Annotated in this window: 13 protein-coding genes; 2 read left to right on the top strand and 11 right to left on the bottom strand. The window is 71.8% G+C overall.

Annotation, left to right across the window (positions count from 1 at the left end; genetic code table 11):
- Window positions 1-4 precede the first annotated feature (4 nt).
- From QSJ40_RS01065 to QSJ40_RS01090, 6 genes are all read right to left on the bottom strand, one after another.
- Window positions 5-526: a GNAT family N-acetyltransferase gene (locus QSJ40_RS01065; RefSeq protein WP_285728373.1), complete on the bottom strand. Its 522-nt coding sequence runs from the start codon at window positions 524-526 to the stop codon at window positions 5-7.
- A gap of 176 nt (window positions 527-702) precedes the next feature.
- Entirely contained in the window at window positions 703-3,006 is a 2,304-nt protein-coding gene (gene purL / locus QSJ40_RS01070; RefSeq protein ID WP_285728374.1) for a phosphoribosylformylglycinamidine synthase subunit PurL, read from the bottom strand.
- Window positions 3,003-3,746, bottom strand: coding sequence for a phosphoribosylformylglycinamidine synthase subunit PurQ (gene purQ / locus QSJ40_RS01075; RefSeq protein WP_285728868.1), 744 nt, complete (start codon window positions 3,744-3,746; stop codon window positions 3,003-3,005). Before purQ ends, purL begins: the two co-directional genes overlap by 4 nt.
- Window positions 3,747-3,801: 55 nt before the next feature.
- Entirely contained in the window at window positions 3,802-4,059 is a 258-nt protein-coding gene (locus tag QSJ40_RS01080; protein WP_006213974.1) for a phosphoribosylformylglycinamidine synthase subunit PurS, read from the bottom strand.
- Between the two features lie 167 nt (window positions 4,060-4,226).
- Window positions 4,227-4,883 carry a response regulator transcription factor gene (locus tag QSJ40_RS01085; protein ID WP_285728375.1) on the bottom strand — a complete coding sequence of 219 codons (657 nt, stop codon included), beginning with the start codon at window positions 4,881-4,883 and terminating at the stop codon, window positions 4,227-4,229.
- The gene (locus tag QSJ40_RS01090; RefSeq protein ID WP_285728376.1) at window positions 4,880-6,655 is read right to left on the bottom strand and encodes a sensor histidine kinase; all 1,776 of its coding nucleotides are present in this window, start codon (window positions 6,653-6,655) and stop codon (window positions 4,880-4,882) included. Before QSJ40_RS01090 ends, QSJ40_RS01085 begins: the two co-directional genes overlap by 4 nt.
- Before the next feature lie 194 nt (window positions 6,656-6,849).
- Between QSJ40_RS01090 and QSJ40_RS01095 the strand changes: the two genes are divergently transcribed.
- Window positions 6,850-8,259 carry a CitMHS family transporter gene (locus QSJ40_RS01095; RefSeq protein ID WP_206390723.1) on the top strand — a complete coding sequence of 470 codons (1,410 nt, stop codon included), beginning with the start codon at window positions 6,850-6,852 and terminating at the stop codon, window positions 8,257-8,259.
- A 124-nt stretch (window positions 8,260-8,383) separates the two neighbouring features.
- Window positions 8,384-8,851, top strand: a complete 468-nt coding sequence (locus tag QSJ40_RS01100) for a universal stress protein (protein WP_053447962.1) — start codon at window positions 8,384-8,386, stop codon at window positions 8,849-8,851.
- A 4-nt stretch (window positions 8,852-8,855) separates the two neighbouring features.
- On the opposite strand, the gene QSJ40_RS01105 is transcribed toward QSJ40_RS01100, so the two are convergent.
- From QSJ40_RS01105 to QSJ40_RS01125, 5 genes are all read right to left on the bottom strand, one after another.
- Window positions 8,856-9,212, bottom strand: coding sequence for a Rieske 2Fe-2S domain-containing protein (locus QSJ40_RS01105; RefSeq protein WP_285728377.1), 357 nt, complete (start codon window positions 9,210-9,212; stop codon window positions 8,856-8,858).
- Window positions 9,209-10,240 (bottom strand): 3-methyladenine DNA glycosylase, encoded by a 1,032-nt coding sequence (locus tag QSJ40_RS01110; RefSeq protein WP_285728378.1) that lies wholly within the window; start codon window positions 10,238-10,240, stop codon window positions 9,209-9,211. Before QSJ40_RS01110 ends, QSJ40_RS01105 begins: the two co-directional genes overlap by 4 nt.
- A 52-nt stretch (window positions 10,241-10,292) precedes the next feature.
- Window positions 10,293-11,585 carry an aspartate kinase gene (locus QSJ40_RS01115; RefSeq protein ID WP_006213964.1) on the bottom strand — a complete coding sequence of 431 codons (1,293 nt, stop codon included), beginning with the start codon at window positions 11,583-11,585 and terminating at the stop codon, window positions 10,293-10,295.
- Window positions 11,586-11,666: 81 nt separating this feature from the next.
- Window positions 11,667-12,263 carry a recombination mediator RecR gene (gene recR, locus QSJ40_RS01120; RefSeq protein WP_006213963.1) on the bottom strand — a complete coding sequence of 199 codons (597 nt, stop codon included), beginning with the start codon at window positions 12,261-12,263 and terminating at the stop codon, window positions 11,667-11,669.
- Between the two features lie 60 nt (window positions 12,264-12,323).
- Entirely contained in the window at window positions 12,324-15,929 is a 3,606-nt protein-coding gene (locus QSJ40_RS01125) for a DNA polymerase III subunit gamma and tau (protein ID WP_285728379.1), read from the bottom strand.
- Window positions 15,930-15,985 lie beyond the last annotated feature (56 nt).

Below are 15,985 nucleotides of genomic sequence, written 5' to 3' on the forward strand. Positions count from 1 at the left end.
GGGCTCATGGCTGCGACGGGGCATAGCGGTACTCGGCCTCGGTGCCTGCGGATTCGACTGCTGCGAACCCGCTGCGCTCCAGGAACGGTCCCAGGCTGGCGCGGTTGTCCGGGAGGGAGGCGCGGATCGAGGTGACGCGCGGATCCTGCAGGCCCAGCTCCACCAGCTGCGGCAGGGCCTCGGTGGCATAGCCGTGTCCGGTCCGCGACGGCACCAGGAAGCCCTCGATCTCCAGGGCCTCGTCGATGGGCGGTGCGGACCACCCGGCGATGCCGATGATCAGTCCGGTGCTGCGCTGCACGCATGCCATGGGGGAGTACAGGGACTCCGTGAAGAAGAACTCCCCGGAGTCCTGCACGGCCTGCAGGACGTCGCGGGCATCCGGAGTGGGGAACTCCGGATGGAACTGCGGGAGGGGCTCGGATCGGCAGGCCGCCTCGACCTCCTCGCGGGTCAGCGGGCGCAGCTCGAGCCGCTCGGTGGTGATGCTGTGCGCATCCAAGGGGCTGGTGCTCTCGACGGTCACGGCGGCTACCTCCGTTGCCTCGACGGACTCGAGATCTGTCGTCCGGCGTCCGGGACGGACGCGCTGCGACCGGACTCGGAGCGAATCCGTCTCAATACTGTTTCCTGGGCATGAGTCTACGGCAGCGGCGCCCGGCCGCCCCTTCCCGGGGCGGCCGGGCGCCGCAGGGCACGACCTCAGCCGAAGCGGCGCGGGAGCGTGGCCTCGTGGGCCTCGCGCAGGCGCTCCAGCGGGACCTCGGCGTGGCCCATGAGGTCCAGGGACTTCGACTGCGCGTCCACCACGCCGATGCGCGCGAACTCGTAGCCGCGCATGGTGCACATGTCCTTGAAGCGCACCTCCTCCGAGCGCGGCACGGACACGACGGCGCGGGCCTGCGACTCGGAGAACAGCATCGTGAAGGCATCCAGGCCGTCGCGCTCGCAGACCTCGCCGAGCCCGATCCGCGCACCGGTGCCGAAGCGCAGGCACATCTCGGACAGGGTCGCGGCCAGGCCGCCCTCGGAGACGTCGTGGGCGGAGTCGACCATGCCGTCGCGGGACATGTTGATCAGCAGCTCGCCCAAAAGGCGCTCGCGCTTGAGGTCGACCTGCGGGGCCTGCCCGCCCAGGTGGCCGCGCACGCGCGCCCACTCGGAGCCGTCGAGCTCATCGGCGGTGGTACCGAGCAGGTAGATCGCCTGGCCGTCTGCGGTGTCATCCCAGCCCGACGGGGTGCGCCGGCGGACGTCGTCGAGCACGCCCATCATGGCGACCACGGGGGTGGGGTGGATGGCCTCGTCGCCGGTCTGGTTGTACAGCGAGACGTTGCCGCCGGTGACCGGCACGCCGATCTCCAGGCAGCCGTCGGCCAGGCCGCGCACGGCCTCGGCGAACTGCCACATGACCTCGGGATCCTCGGGGGAGCCGAAGTTCAGGCAGTCGGAGACGGCCACCGGGCGGGCGCCTGAGGTGGAGACGTTGCGGTAGGCCTCGGCCAGGGCCAGCTGGGCGCCGCGGTACGGGTCCAAGTAGGCGTAGCGGCCGTTGCAGTCGGTGGACAGGGCCACGCCCAGCCCGGTCTGCTCGTCCACGCGGACCACGCCGGCGTCGTCGGGCATGGCCATGGCGGTGTTGCCCTGCACGTAGCGGTCGTACTGATCCGTGATCCATGCCGTGGAGGCCATATTCGGGGAGCTCATCAGCTCCAGGACGGCCTCGCCGAGGGCCTCGCCCTCCGGGCGACCGGTGTCGGCCGAGGAGCCCGTGAAGCGGTCCGCCTGCACGGCGTCCGTGCGCGCGGGGCGCTGCATGGGCCGCTCGTACACGGGGCCCTCGTGGGCCACGGTGCGCGGGTCGACGTCGACGATGACCTCGCCCTGCCAGTCGATGACCAGACGGCCGGTGTCGGTGACCTCGCCGATCCAGGAGTACTCGACCTCCCAGCGCTCGAGCACCTCCTCGAAGGCCGCAGCCTTCTCCGGGGTCACGACAGCCATCATGCGCTCCTGCGACTCCGACATCAGGATCTCGCCCGGGGTCAGCGACGGATCGCGCAGCAGCACCGAGGACAGGTCCACGTGCATGCCGCCGTCGCCGTTGGAGGCCAGCTCGGAGGTCGCGCACGAGATGCCCGCAGCGCCCAGGTCCTGGATGCCCTCGACCAGGCTGTCGCGGAACAGCTCGAGGCAGCACTCGATGAGCACCTTCTCCGCGAACGGGTCGCCCACCTGCACGGCGGGGCGCTTGGACGGCTTGGTGTCGTCGAAGGACTCGGAGGCCAGCACCGAGGCGCCGCCGATGCCGTCGCCGCCGGTGCGCGCGCCGAAGAGCACCACGCGGTTGCCCGCGCCCGAGGCGTTGGCCAGACGCAGGTCCTCGTGGCGCATGACGCCCACGGCCAGGGCGTTGACCAGCGGATTCGCCTGGTAGCAGGCGTCGAACTCGACCTCTCCGCCGATGTTCGGCAGGCCCAGCGAGTTGCCGTAGCCGCCCACGCCGGCCACGATCCCGTGCACCACGCGCTGGGTGTCCGGGTGGTCGATCTCGCCGAAGCGCAGCGGATCCATCACGGCCACCGGGCGGGCGCCCATGGAGATGATGTCGCGCACGATGCCGCCCACGCCCGTGGCCGCGCCCTGGTAGGGCTCCACGTACGACGGGTGGTTGTGCGACTCGATCTTGAAGGTCACGGCCCAGCCGTCGCCGATGTCGGTCACGCCGGCGTTCTCGCCCATGCCGACCATCAGGTCCTTGGTCATCTCCTCGGAGACCTTCTCGCCGAACTGGCGCAGGTGGACCTTGGAGGACTTGTAGGAGCAGTGCTCGGACCACATGACCGAGTACATGGCCAGCTCCGCCGCGGTCGGGCGGCGCCCCAGGATCTCGACGACGCGGTCGAACTCGTCCTGCTTGAGCCCGAGCTCGGCCCAGGGCAGCTCGGTGTCGGGGGTGGATGCTGCGTGCTCGACGGTGTCGAGCTGGAACTGCTGCTCGCTCATGCGCGGGAGCCTCCGTTCACGATCGAGGTCAGCGCGGAGACGAAGATGGCCAGGCCATCGGCCCCTCCGCGCATGGGGACGGTGCCTGCGGCCGAGGAGTCCGGTCCGAAGCCGGGCTCGATCGCGTGCTCCGGGTGCGGCATGAGGCCCACGACATTGCCCGCCGCATTGCGGACGCCGGCGATGTCGTGGCGCGAGCCGTTGGGATTGCCGTCGAGGTAGCGGAAGACCACGCGGTCCTCGTCCTCGAGCATGCGCAGGGTGTCGTCGTCGCAGACGTACTGGCCGTCCTGGTTCTTCAGCGGGACGACGATCTCCTCGCGGGGCTGGTACAGCGAGGTCCACGGGGTGTCGGTGGACTCCACGCGCAGGCGCTGGTCGCGGCACACGAACTTCAGGTGGTCGTTGCGGATCATGGAGCCCGGCAGCAGGTGGGCCTCGGTGAGGACCTGGAAGCCGTTGCAGATCCCGAGGATCGGCAGACCGCCGTTCGCCGCGTCGATCAGACGGGTCATCAGCGGCGCGAAGCGCGAGATCGCTCCGGCGCGCAGGTAGTCGCCGTAGGAGAAGCCGCCCGGCAGGATCACGGCGTCGACGCCCTGGAGGTCGTCGTCGGCGTGCCACAGGCGCACCGGGGTGCCGCCGGCGATCTCCACGGCGCGCATGGCGTCGCGGTCATCGAGCGTGCCGGGGAAGGTGATGACGCCCACGCGGACATCGCGCAGGCGCTGATCGGGCATGGCCTGGCCGAGATCGGCCACCAAGGGGGTCTCGAAGGAGTTCTGGGTCACCGGCTCAGACCTCCTCGTCGATGACGGCCACGTTCACGACGTCCTCGATCACCGGGTTGGAGAGCATGGTCGCGGCGGCGTGGCGGGCTGCCTCGAGCTGGTCCTCGGTGACCTCGCCGTCGACCTCGAGCTCGAAGCGCTTGCCCTGGCGGACCCCGGTGAAGCCCTGGATCTCCTGGTGGGCGAACGCCCGGATGATCGCCTTGCCCTGGGGGTCCAGGATCTCCGGCTTGGGCATGACGTCGACAACGATGCGGGCCACGGGCACTCCTCGTGATGCGGGGCTGATGTGCGGTGCTGCCAGGCAGCGGCGGCAGCGAGGGCGCCGGATCACCCGGATGGGGCGAGGCGGCGACGGCTGCTGGAACGCCTCCGAGTCTATCCGCGCTGCGCGGACGGGGCGCACGGCGGCGACCGGCGCCTCTCGGCTCAGGCGGGGGCGGCGTAGAGGTGCTCGGGGCGCCCCGCGCTGCCGTAGCGCAGCGACACCGTGACCATGTCCTGCTCGGCCAGCCTGACCAGGTGGCGCTGAGCCGTGGCCCGAGAGACCCCGATCGCCTCGCCCACCTGCACGGCGGACAGGGGCCCCTGGGCGCGCTGCAGCGCCTCCAGGATGCGGGCGGACGTGCCCCCGGCCCGGCTCTCCGGGGAGGCGCCCGCGCCCCCGGCGTCGTAGAACCCGCGCAGGGCCCGGTCCAGCCCGGCCTGCGAGAGGCGCTCCTGCTCCCACACCCGGCGCAGACGGGCGTAGCGGCGCAGCAGGCTCGTGAGCTGCTCGGGATCGAACGGCTTGAACAGGCAGGTCAGGGCGCCCGCCGAAAGCGCCGCGCGGACCACCTGGGCATCCGTCACCGCGGTGAGCAGGGCGGCATCCACCGAGGTCTCCCGGATCAGCTGGGTCCCGGTGCCGTCGGGCAGGACCTCGTCCGCCAGCAGCAGGTCCACGCCGCCGGCGGCGAGCACCTTCCGGGCGCTGCGCAGATCGCGCACCGGCTCGAGCGCGCGGAACCCGGGGGTCTGCTCGACGTACCGGCAGTGCAGCCGCCCGACGTAGACGTCGTCATCGAGGACCAGGACATCGATCATGGCTGCTCTCCTGTGCTGGTCGATCGGCTCTCGGACTCGCCCGCCGACGGACGCAGCACGCCCGGCAGCAGCAGCCCGAAGGCGGCTCCGCCGAGCTCCGCGTCGCGGGCGGCGGCGACCCACAGCTCCCCGCCGCGGCGCCGGGCGGCCCGGCGGCACAGGGCCAGGCCGATGCCGTGGCCGTGGGCCTCGTCCGGCTCCTGTGCTCCGGCCCCGGGGGCTGCGGGGGCGGGTTCCTGTGCCCCCGGGCGGCCGGTGACCCCTTCGGCGAACAGGATGCCGGTGTCCGCCGCCGCGTCCAGGCCCGGGCCCGAGTCGGCGACGGTCGCGTGGAGGTCCTGCCCCGCGCTGAGCAGGTGGACCTCGACGATGCCCTGCAGCTGCTCGGGGAGGTCCTCGGCGGCGGTCGTGGAGCGCGGAGCATCCACCACGGCCCGCACGGCGTTGTCGATGAGGTTGCCCAGGATCATCGTGACATCCTCCGGCTCGGCCAGCGGGCTGAGCACGAGCGACTCCGGCGAGACCCGCAGCAGGACGCCGGCCTCCGCGCTGAGCGTCCCCTTGGCCTCCAGCAGCGCTCGCAGATAGGGGTCCTCGAGGGCCTCGATGCCCTCGACCGGGGCGGCGATCGGCCCGGAGCGCAGGATGCGGCGCAGGTAGTCGCCGGCCTCCTCGCCGGCCCCCGTGCCCACCAGCCCCAGCACGGTGTGCAGGCGATTGGCGAACTCGTGGCGCTGGGTCCGCAGCGCCTGGGCCATGGCCGTGACCGACTCCAGCTGCCGGCCCATGGTGAGGATCTGCGTCTCGTCCTGCAGCGTCACCACGGCCCCCATCTCCACCGCTCCGCGGCGCACGGGCACCGTGGTGATCAGCAGGATGCGATCGCCCACGCGGTGCCGCCCGCGCACGGGGCTCAGATCCCCGGCATGGGCGGCGTCGATGGCCCGATGCGCGCCCCGGGCGATCGGCTCGGGGACCGGCCCGTCCTGCTCCGCCCACCCGAGCATGCTGCGAGCGCGCGCATTGGACAGCGTCACGGCCCCGGAGGGCGAGAAGCCGAGCACGCCGTCGTCCAGCCCCTGGAGCACGGCCTCCTGGTGGCGGGCCATGTCCGCGAGCTCCTCGGGGCCCACGCCCAGGGTCGCCCGCTCGAGCCGCCGCACCAGCGCCAGGGAGACCGCAGCGCCGATGCCCAGGGCCGCAGCGGCCACGAGTCCCGCCGCGAGGATCTCGCGGCGGATGTCGGCGCCCTGCACCGAGGAGCTGATCCCCACGGAGACCAGGCCGACCACGCTGCCGTCGTCCTCGCTCGAGTAGACCGGCACCTTGGCACGCACCGTGGAGCCGAGCGTGCCCGTCTGCTGGTACACGTCCTCCTCGCCGGCCAGCGCGCGATCGGGGGAGGTGGACAGGTGCTGGCCGATCTCGGCGGGGTCCGGATGGGAGAGGCGGGTTCCGTGGATGTCGGCGACCACCACGAACTCGACCTGGGCGCGGCGGCGCACCTGCTCGGCCTGGGCCTGCACGGGGCCCTCTCGCAGCACCTCGACGTCCAGACGGTCCTGGGCGGAGGCCTCCGTGACCTCCTGGCGCAGCTGGGGGTCCTCGGCCAGGGTGCGTGCTGTGGACAGCGCATGCGTGGCATTGGTCTCGGCAACAGCGCGCGATCCCAGCCAGGCCGAGGTGGTCGCGGACAGTGCCAGGACCAGCACGATCACGCCCAGCTGCGAGACGAGCACCCGTCGCGCGAAGGATCGGGGCTGTCGCGGCATGGGCCCAGCGTAGTGCGCGGCACACCTGCGAGCACAATGCGCAGAAGGCGGGCAATGAGAAGAACGCGGTCTGTGCGCACAACCGCGCCAGGTCGCCGCGGCGATCCCTACGGTGCAACGAGCATCACATCCGACCCCACTGGGTCGGGCCGCACCGAGCGCTGCGCAGCACGCCAGCAGAAGGAGGAGCCCCGGTGACCGTCATCCTCGGCTTCGCCATGATCGTCGTCTTCATGACGCTGATCATGACCAAGAAGCTCTCGCCCATCCTGGCGCTGATCCTGGTCCCCACGATCTTCGGCCTCTTCGCCGGAGCGGGCCTGGGCATCGGCGACATGGTCATGGAGGCCATCGCCTCGATGTCCTCCACGGCGGCGCTGCTGCTGTTCGCCATCATCTACTTCGGCATCATGATCGACGTGGGCCTGTTCGACAGGCTCGTGGACGTCATCCTGCGGCTGGCCGGCCATGACCCGCTGCGCGTGGTCATGGGCACGGCCCTGCTCACCGGCGCGGTCTCCCTGGACGGCGACGGCTCCACGACGTTCATCGTGGTGACCGCTGCCATGCTGCCGATCTACCGCCGGCTCGAGATGTCGCCGGTGGTGCTGACCTGCGTGGCCGGCCTGATCAACGGCACGCTGAACATCGTGCCGTGGGGCGGGCCGACCGCCCGTGCGGCCTCGGCGCTGCAGCTGGACCCCAACGAGATCTTCGCGCCCATGGTCCCGTCGCTGATCGTCGGCCTGCTGCTGGCGCTGGGCTTCGCCTGGTTCATGGGGCTCTCCGAGCGGCGCCGCCTCACCGCCGCCGGCGTGCAGTGGGCCCGCGGGGCCGGCGGCTCGGTCGCCGCCGCCTCCGCCGGGTCGACGGGCGGTCCGGCCACCCGCGCCCTCGTCATCAACCAGACGAGCGAGGAGCCCCAGGCAAGCTCGACCGGCACGTCGCTGGCGGAGACCGCCCTGGACCCGAACCGCCCCACGCTGCGTCCGCACCTGCTGTGGTTCAACCTGGCGCTGACCGTCGTGATCATGGTCCTGCTGGTGATCGACATCCTGCCCCTGGCCTACCTGTTCATGCTCGGCACCGTCGTGGCCCTGATGGTCAACTTCCGCACGGTGCGCGAGCAGCACGAGGAGCTGGCCTCGCATGCGTCGTCGGTCATCACCGTGGTCGCCATGGTCATGGCCGCCGGCGTGCTGACCGGCGTCATGAGCGGCACCGGCATGGTCGATGACATGGCGCAGTGGCTCGTGGACGTCATCCCCGCCTCCTGGGGGCCGTACCTGGCGGGCATCACGGGAGTGCTGTCGATCCCCATGACGTTCTTCATGAGCAACGACGCCTTCTACTACGGCATCCTCCCGGTGCTCACCGAGACCGCCTCGCACTACGGCATCTCCTCGGCCGACATGGCGCGGGCCTCCATCACGGGCCAGCCCGTGCACCTGCAGTCCCCGCTCGTCCCGGCCATCCTGCTGCTCGTCTCCCTGGCAGGCGTGGAGCTGGGCGATCACCACAAGAAGGTGCTGTGGCGGGCTCTGTGCGTCTCGCTGGCGATGCTCGCAGTGGGCATCCTCGTGGGCGTCATCGCCTTCGGCTGAGCCGCAGCATGGCTCCGGGGCCGCCGCCCGGCCCGAGTCCCAAGCTGCGCCCGAGCCCGTGCGGGTCTCGGACGCAGCGTCCTCGCAGGCCCTTCAGACACATCGCACGAACAGGAGCAGGACCATGGCAGATCTCTACTCGCGCAGCGCACCGGATGCGCCGCAGCCCTCGCTGAGAGTGTCCTCCTCCGAGGGCATCGACCGGGCCGAGCGCACGGTCGTGCTGGCTCACCGGTCGGACTCCTCCCCGGCGGTCCTGCAGGCGGGCATCGATGCCGCGCAGCATCTGGGGGCCGCGCTGCGAGTGGTGCACTACGCCCACGACATGACGGCGGGGCCGACTGCCGAGCCGGAGATGATCCAGCGCATCAAGGAGCTCTCCCGCCCGATCCTGGAGGCTGGGATCGAGTTCGAGATCCAGCGCGCCGGCGACGGCGTGGCCGATCAGGTGCTCGAGCTCGCTGAGGACCACGCCGCCGCGCTGATCGTGCTGGCGGTGCGGCGCCGCTCGCCGCTGATGAAGCTCTTCCTGGGCTCGAGCGCCCAGCGCATCCTGCTCGAGGCCTCCTGCCCGGTGCTGACGCTGCGCTGAGCGCTCAGCCTCCGGAGGGGTCCTCGATCTCGATCCAGCCCTCGACCAGCTGGTGCGGCACCCGCCGCAGGTCCTTGGTCGGATCCGGAGGGGCCTGCCGCCCGAGAGCCAGGGCCAGGCGGGATCCCTCGAACGTGCCGTCGGGGGAGAAGACCCAGTAGTGATTGGGGCACTCGAAGCTCTCGGCCCGGCCCGAGGCGGCGCGGCAGACGGTCGCGCCCTGGTGCGGGCAGACGTTGTGCAGGACGTGCAGCCCCTGATCGTCGCGCGCCACGAGCAGCGCTGCGCCGCCGGCGCGCAGGGTCACGAAGTCCCCGGGCCGCGCCACGGCGGAGGCCTCGAGCAGGCGGATCGTGGTCATGCGAGCTCTCCCGGGGCGGCGGGCCCGGGACCGCCGGGTGCGTCGGCGCGGTGCGTGCTGGGGCCCTGCGCCTGCGGAGCCGGCAGCTGCTCGCGTGCCGCCAGCAGCCACGAGGTGGTCTCCAGGAGGCGCTCCCGCAGCGGGGCCGCGCGCTGGGCGAAGGAGCGCTGACGGCGCACGTACTCCGCCTTGCCCTCCGGGGTCTCCACGGCGACCACGCCGTAGCCCCATTCCGAGAGGTCGTACGGGGAGGCCTCCATGTCCGTGGCCCGGACCTCCAGCGCGAGCTCGAAGCAGTCGGCGATCAGCTCGGAGGCCACCGCTGGGGCCAGCTTGTACGCCCACTTGTAGAGGTCCATGGTCGCGTGCAGGCAGCCGGGCTGCTCCAGGTCCCGCTGGGTCTCGCGGGTGGGCTGCAACTCGTTGAGCGGGGCGGCCTCCGGGGCGAAGAAGCGGAAGGCGTCGATGTGGGTGCACCGCAGCCGTTCGGCCTGCACCACGGCGTCGGTGCCCTCCGCGCCCAGTCGCAGCGGCAGCTGCTCGTGGCGCACTCCGTGCACGCGGGCGTTGTAGGCCATGGCCCATTCATGCATCCCGAAGCACCCGAACTGCCCGGCTCTCGAGGCCGTGCGCCGCACGAGCATGTCCACGAACTCGACCGCGCGTCCGCGCGATTCCAGGAATGCGGCGACGTCGACGGTCGCAGCACCGTCGTCGGCGCTCAGGCCGAGGGCCTCGGCCTCCGTCGCGGTCACGGTGCGCCAGTAGCGCTGCTCGGCCATCTCCGCGGCGTCCAGCAGCACGACGCCCGGGCCAGGATGCCAGCGCTCCAGGCGGCCGGGGGAGTGCGAGTAGTAGGTGAACAGGAAGTCGTCCACCGGGTGCTTGAGCTGCTGGCTGCGGCGCTCGCGGAAAGGCTCCGTCCAGGGGCTGACCCGCTGCAGGTGAGCGGCCTGTCGGGCGTGCCACTGCTGGGGCTCGAGCACCTCCACAGCGCCCAGCATCCGGCCACGGGCATCAGCGGGCATTCTGGTCCCCGGGGTGCGAGGGCCCGTCGCGGTCACTGCGCAGATGCTGGGCTCAGCGCCCGGTACCGCCGTAGACGGCGGCGTCCTGCTGGGAGTCCAGGCCGAAGGCCGAGTGGACGGCGCGCACGGCCTCGTCCAGGCGGTCGGCGGCGGTCACCACGGAGATCCGCACCTCAGAGGTGGAGATCATGTCGATGTTGATGTCGTGCTCGGCCAGGGCGTCGAAGAACGTGAAGGACACGCCCGGGTTGGACTTCATGCCCGCCCCGACCAGGGAGAGCTTGCCGACCTGGTCGTTGTACTCGAGGCTCGCGTAGCCGATCTTCTCCTCGGCCGCGCGCAGCATGGACATGGCCAGATCGCCCTGGGTCTCCGGGATCGTCACGGACAGGTCCGTGGTCTTCTCGTCCGAGACTGAGACGTTCTGCACGATCATGTCCACGTTGACCTTGGCATCGGCCAGCAGCCGGAAGATGCCGGAGGCGATCCCGGGGCGGTCGGGGACGCCGACGACGGTGATCTTGGCCTGGGTGCGGTCGTGGGCGATTCCTGCGATCAGCGGCTGTTCCAAGGGGATCTCCTGGGTGTGCACAGAGACGGTCGTGTCATCGGGGCTGGGGATGACCCAGGTGCCCTCGTGGTGGGTGAAGGATGAGCGGACGTGCAGCTTCACGCCGAAGCGGCGGGCGTACTCGACGCAGCGCAGGTGCAGGATCTTGGCGCCGTTGGCCGCCATCTCCAGCATCTCCTCGGAGGAGATCTCCTCGAGCTTGTGCGCCTTGGGTGCGATGCGCGGATCCGCGGTGAAGACGCCGTCCACGTCCGAGTAGATCTCGCAGACGTCGGCGTCGAGCGCGGCCGCCAGGGCCACGGCCGTGGTGTCCGAGCCGCCGCGGCCCAGCGTGGTGATGTCCTTGGTGGCCCGGTGCACGCCCTGGAAGCCGGCGACGATCGCGATGTTGCCCTGGTCCAGGGACTCGCGGATGCGCTCGGGATTGACCTCCACGAGCGAGGCCGCCCCGTGGTCGCCGTCCGTGATCATGCCGGCCTGCGAGCCCGTGAAGGACTGGGCCGGTGCGCCGTAGGCGCTCACCGCCATGGCCAGCAGGGACATGGAGATCCGCTCGCCGGAGGTCAGGAGCATGTCCATCTCACGGGCGGGCGGCTTGGGCGCCACCTCGTTGGCCAGGTCGATCAGCTCGTCGGTGGTGTCGCCCATGGCGGAGACCACCACGACGACGTCGTTGCCGGCATCTCGGGTCTCCACCACGCGACGTGCCACTCGACGGATGCTGGCCGCGTCTGCGACCGACGATCCGCCGAACTTCTGCACGATCAGGCTCATATGTTCTGGCACCCCCGGCTGGTTCTGGCTGCTTGTCTGCCGAGGCTCCTCGGCGGCATTCGTCCCAGTCTATCGGCCAGCTCAGCTGACCGCGGTACGGCCCTCGAACGCCCGGCCCAGCGTGACCTCGTCCGCGTACTCCAGGTCTCCGCCCACGGGCAGCCCCGAGGCCAGGCGGGTCACCGTGATGCCCAGGGTCCGCAGCATGCGCGCCAGGTAGGTGGCGGTCGCCTCGCCCTCGAGGTTCGGGTCGGTGGCCAGGACGATCTCCTGGACGGTCTCGTCCGAGAGCCGGGTCATGAGCTCGCGGATCCGCAGCTGATCAGGGCCGACGCCGCCGATCGGATTGATGGAGCCGCCGAGCACGTGGTACAGCCCGCGGAACGCTCGGGTGCGCTCGATGGCCATGACGTCCTTGGACTCCTCGACCACGCAGATGACGGTGCGGTCGCGACGCGGATCGCGGCAGATGCTGCACTGCTCCTGCTCGGAGACGTTGCCGCAGGTCTCGCAGTGCTGGACCCGCTCCTTGACCGCGATCAGGGCATCGGCCAGCGACTGGACGTCCGAGCGCTCGGCATCGAGCAGGAAGAAGGCGATGCGCTGGGCGGACTTGGGGCCCACACCGGGCAGGCGACCGAGCTCATCGATCAGGTCCTGGACTGCGCCTTCGTACACGGATCACTCATTTCGACGGTTTCGATGGGGCGGGTGCGCTCCAGGAGGGACGACGGAAGCTCAGATGCCGCTCTGATGCGGGATCTCCTCCAGCAGCCGCCCGCCGAGGATGCGCTCGATCAGCGCCCGCGTGCTCTGGTCCGTGTTCTCCACGGCCTCGTCGTCCTCGCTGGGCGAGAACGTCGCCTCCGAGTCTAGGTCCGGGGCCGACGACGCAGCCCGGCTCGGCTCGGCTCTGCGCTCAGCGGCGGCGAAATGTGCCGCGTGGCGCTCCCGGAAGCTCTGCTTGCGCGGCGCAGCGGGCGCTGCCGATCCCGATGAAGGCGCTGCGGCTCCGCCTGCTGGGGTGCCCGAGGGAGCGGACGCCGAGCGTGCTCCTGCAGAGGGGCGCCACTGCTCCGGCGGGGCATCCTCCTGGGGCGGCTGCTGCGGGGACTGCTCCTCCGATGGAAGGTCCTGCGGCGGCGGCTCCGAGACGGGCTCTGCGGAGTGGCCCGGGGTCTGTGCCGGCGTGCGGAAGGACCCGGGGCGGGCGGAGTCCTGCTGGGAGGTCGGCTCGCCCGGCTCGACGGACGGCGCGAGCGTCTGCGCTGCCGGTCCGCCGGAGGTGTGCTGCGGATCCGTGTCCGCGCCGTGCCCCGCGCCGGAGCCGGCCGCCGCGCGCGACGGTGCCCCGCGGTAGCCGGGGTCCTCGAAGGGCGGCTCCTCCTCGGGGGGAGCCTCATCCGGCCAGGGGATGTCGTCGTACGGGCTGGCGGGCACGATCGGATCCGGCGACGGGTCCTCGCCGCGCCGACGCTGAGCCGACCTCTGTGGCTGCCGCCGGGGTGCAGCCTGGTCCCGGTTCTCGGCCGGCTGGTGGGGAGGGGCCTGTTCGCGCGGTGCTGCCTGCTCCCGGGCCGCTGGCGGCGGCTGGGAGGCTGACGGCTCCTGGGGGTCCTGCGAGGGCGAGAACGGCTCGACGGATTCCGCCCACGCGGCGCGGGCGTCCTGCGTGGACAGCGGTGCGCTCTCGGGCTCCGGCCGAGTCTGCTCCGGGGACTGCGCCGACGGCGGGGCTGAGGCCGCCTCCTGCGACGCCTCAGAGGCCGAGTCCTGGCGGGTGCTCTCCTCCGGTCCGGCCGGTGTCGGGGCAGCTCCCGTGGGAGCCGGATCTGCCGGGGCCTCGGGAACCTCGGGCTCGGTGCCCTGGGCGGGACCATCGGGTCCGGCAGGGGCGGCCTCCACCGGATCCGAGGTGGGGATCGACGCCACAGCCCAGGTCGTCACCTCGGCGGAGTCGTCCTGCTGAGGGGCCGACTGCTCGGCCTCCTCCTGAGGGGCCTCGTCCTGCGGGGTCAGGCTGCCGGGCTGCCGTCGGGGTTCAGCGCGCTGAGACGGCTGCTCGCGCTGGGGCGGTCGCTGACCCTGGGCGGGGAACGGCCGAGGGCCGGTCGCCCGGCCCCCGTCATGCTGCGCTTCCTCCCGGTCATCGCTGGGTCTGCCCCGCGGCTCGCCGCCGTGCTGTGCTGGAGTGCTTCGTCCCGAGCCGCGCTGCTCGGGGCCCTGCTGCCCGGACTCGGTCTGCGCGTTCGCGCTCGGGCGGCCCGGACCACCGGGCCCGTTCGAGCTCGGTCCGCCGGGTCCTGCGCCGCGGGGCCCGGCGGAGCCCGGAGCGCCGGGGGCGGATCCGCCCGGACCGGCAGTGCTGGGGCCGACGCCGCCCGGCCTGCTCGAGCCGGACCCCTGCGGAGCTGCGCCTCGAGGTCCGCCGGAGTCATGCCGGGTCCCCCCTCCGGGACCGACGGCCTCCACGCGGCAGGTCACGCCGATGACCTGCTGGATCGCCTGGACCAGGTTCGGCTCGAAGCGCGGGAAGTTCTTGCGGTCGCCCTCGGCATCGAACATCAGCTGCAGGACGGAGCCGTCGAAGGCGATGGGGGTTCCGCGCATGGTGGTCATCCACGAGACGCGATGGATCTCCGCCAGGGCCGAGATGATCTCGGTCCAGGAGCTGCGGATCATGTCGATCTCGCCGCCGCTGGCGGGGCCGCGGGAGGCGGACTCATCCGCGTGCGGCGGACGCTGAGGCGTCTGATCCGGGGCGCCGGCAGGCTGCTGGGGAGCCTGTGGCTGCGCCTCGGCGCGCCGTGGCCCCGACTGCTGAGACCCTGACAGCTGGGACACCGACTGGGGGCCATCCTGCGCGGGCGCAGAGTTCCCCGAGGATCCGGACGACTCGCCGCGAGTCTCCGGCTGGCGACCGCGGAACTTCCCGAAGCCGCCTTCGGCCGCAGCGAGCGGATCCGATTCCTGCACCTCGGGCTGGGCCGGGGCAGGAGCCTCGGAGGCAGTGTCATACTCCCCTGCGGGGGTGGAGCCGCTGTGCGCGTCGGTGTCCTCGGCAGCGGGCTGGACGGGCCGGGGCGGCTCGGGCTGAGGAGCCGGTGCCTGCTGCGGGGCGCCGGAGGAGGCCTGCTCCTGCGGCACATCCACCAGGGGCCCGGTGGGAGCGCCGGTGCGCCCGATGTTCAGGCGTCGCTCAAGGCGATCCACGCGCACGCCGACTCCGCGGGTGGTGTTCTCCGCCGAGGGCAGCAGCAGCCGGGCGCACAGCAGCTCCAGGTGCAGCTGCGGGGAGGTGGCCCCCACCATCTCGGTCAGCGCCTCGTTGGTGATGTCCGCGCAGCGCGAGAGCTCCGAGGCGCCCATCTGATGCGCCTGATTGCGCAGGCGGGCGATCTGGTCCTCCGGGGTCCCGTGGAGGATGTTGCCCGCGTTCTCCGGCACGGCGTCCACGATCACGAGGTCGCGGAAGCGCTCGAGCAGATCCTCCACGAACCGCCGCGGATCCTGTCCTGTCTGGATCACGCGGTCGACGGCGCGGAACACCGTGGCGGCGTCGCCGGAGGCGAAGGCGTCGACGACGTCGTCGAGAAGGGCCCCATGGGTGTAGCCGAGCAGCGAGCTGGCCAGGTCGTAGCTGATCTGATCCTGGTCGGTGCCGGCCATGAGCTGATCCAGCACGGAGAGGGAGTCGCGCACGGAGCCGCCGCCGGCGCGGACCACCATGGCCTGCACGCCGGGCTCCACGCCCACGCCCTCCTGTTCGCACAGGGCGCTGAGGTACTCCATGAGCGGCTCGGGCGGGACCAGGCGGAACGGGTAGTGGTGCGTGCGGGAGCGGATGGTCGGCAGGACCTTGTTCGGCTCCGTGGTGGCGAAGATGAACTTGATGTGCTCCGGCGGCTCCTCGACGATCTTCAGCAGCGCGTTGAAGCCGTCGCGCGTGACCATGTGGGCCTCGTCGATGATGAAGATCTTGTACCGGTCCCGGACCGGGGCGAACGTGGCGCGCTCGCGCAGCTGGCGGGCGTCGTCCACGCCGCCGTGGGAGGCGGCGTCCATCTCGATGACGTCCAGGGAGCCGGCGCCGTCGCGGGCCAGATCGCGGCAGGACTCGCACTGCCCGCAGGGCGTGGGCGTGGGGCCCTGAGCGCAGTTGAGGCAGCGCGCCAGGATGCGCGCCGAGGTGGTCTTGCCGCAGCCTCTCGGACCGGAGAACAGGTAGGCGTGGTTCACCTTGTTCTTGCGCAGCGCGGTCATCAGCGGCTCGGTCACATGGGACTGACCGATGACGTCCTCGAACGTCTCAGGGCGGTAGCGGCGGTACAGGGCGGTCGTCACACGGACACTGTAGCGACGGGCTCCGACGTCCTGAGCGGCGGAGTCGGTGCGGTGGA

Origin of the sequence: Kocuria sp. NBRC 114282, assembly GCF_030268385.1 — a bacterium.
Classification (GTDB): Bacteria; Actinomycetota; Actinomycetes; order Actinomycetales; family Micrococcaceae; genus Kocuria; species Kocuria palustris.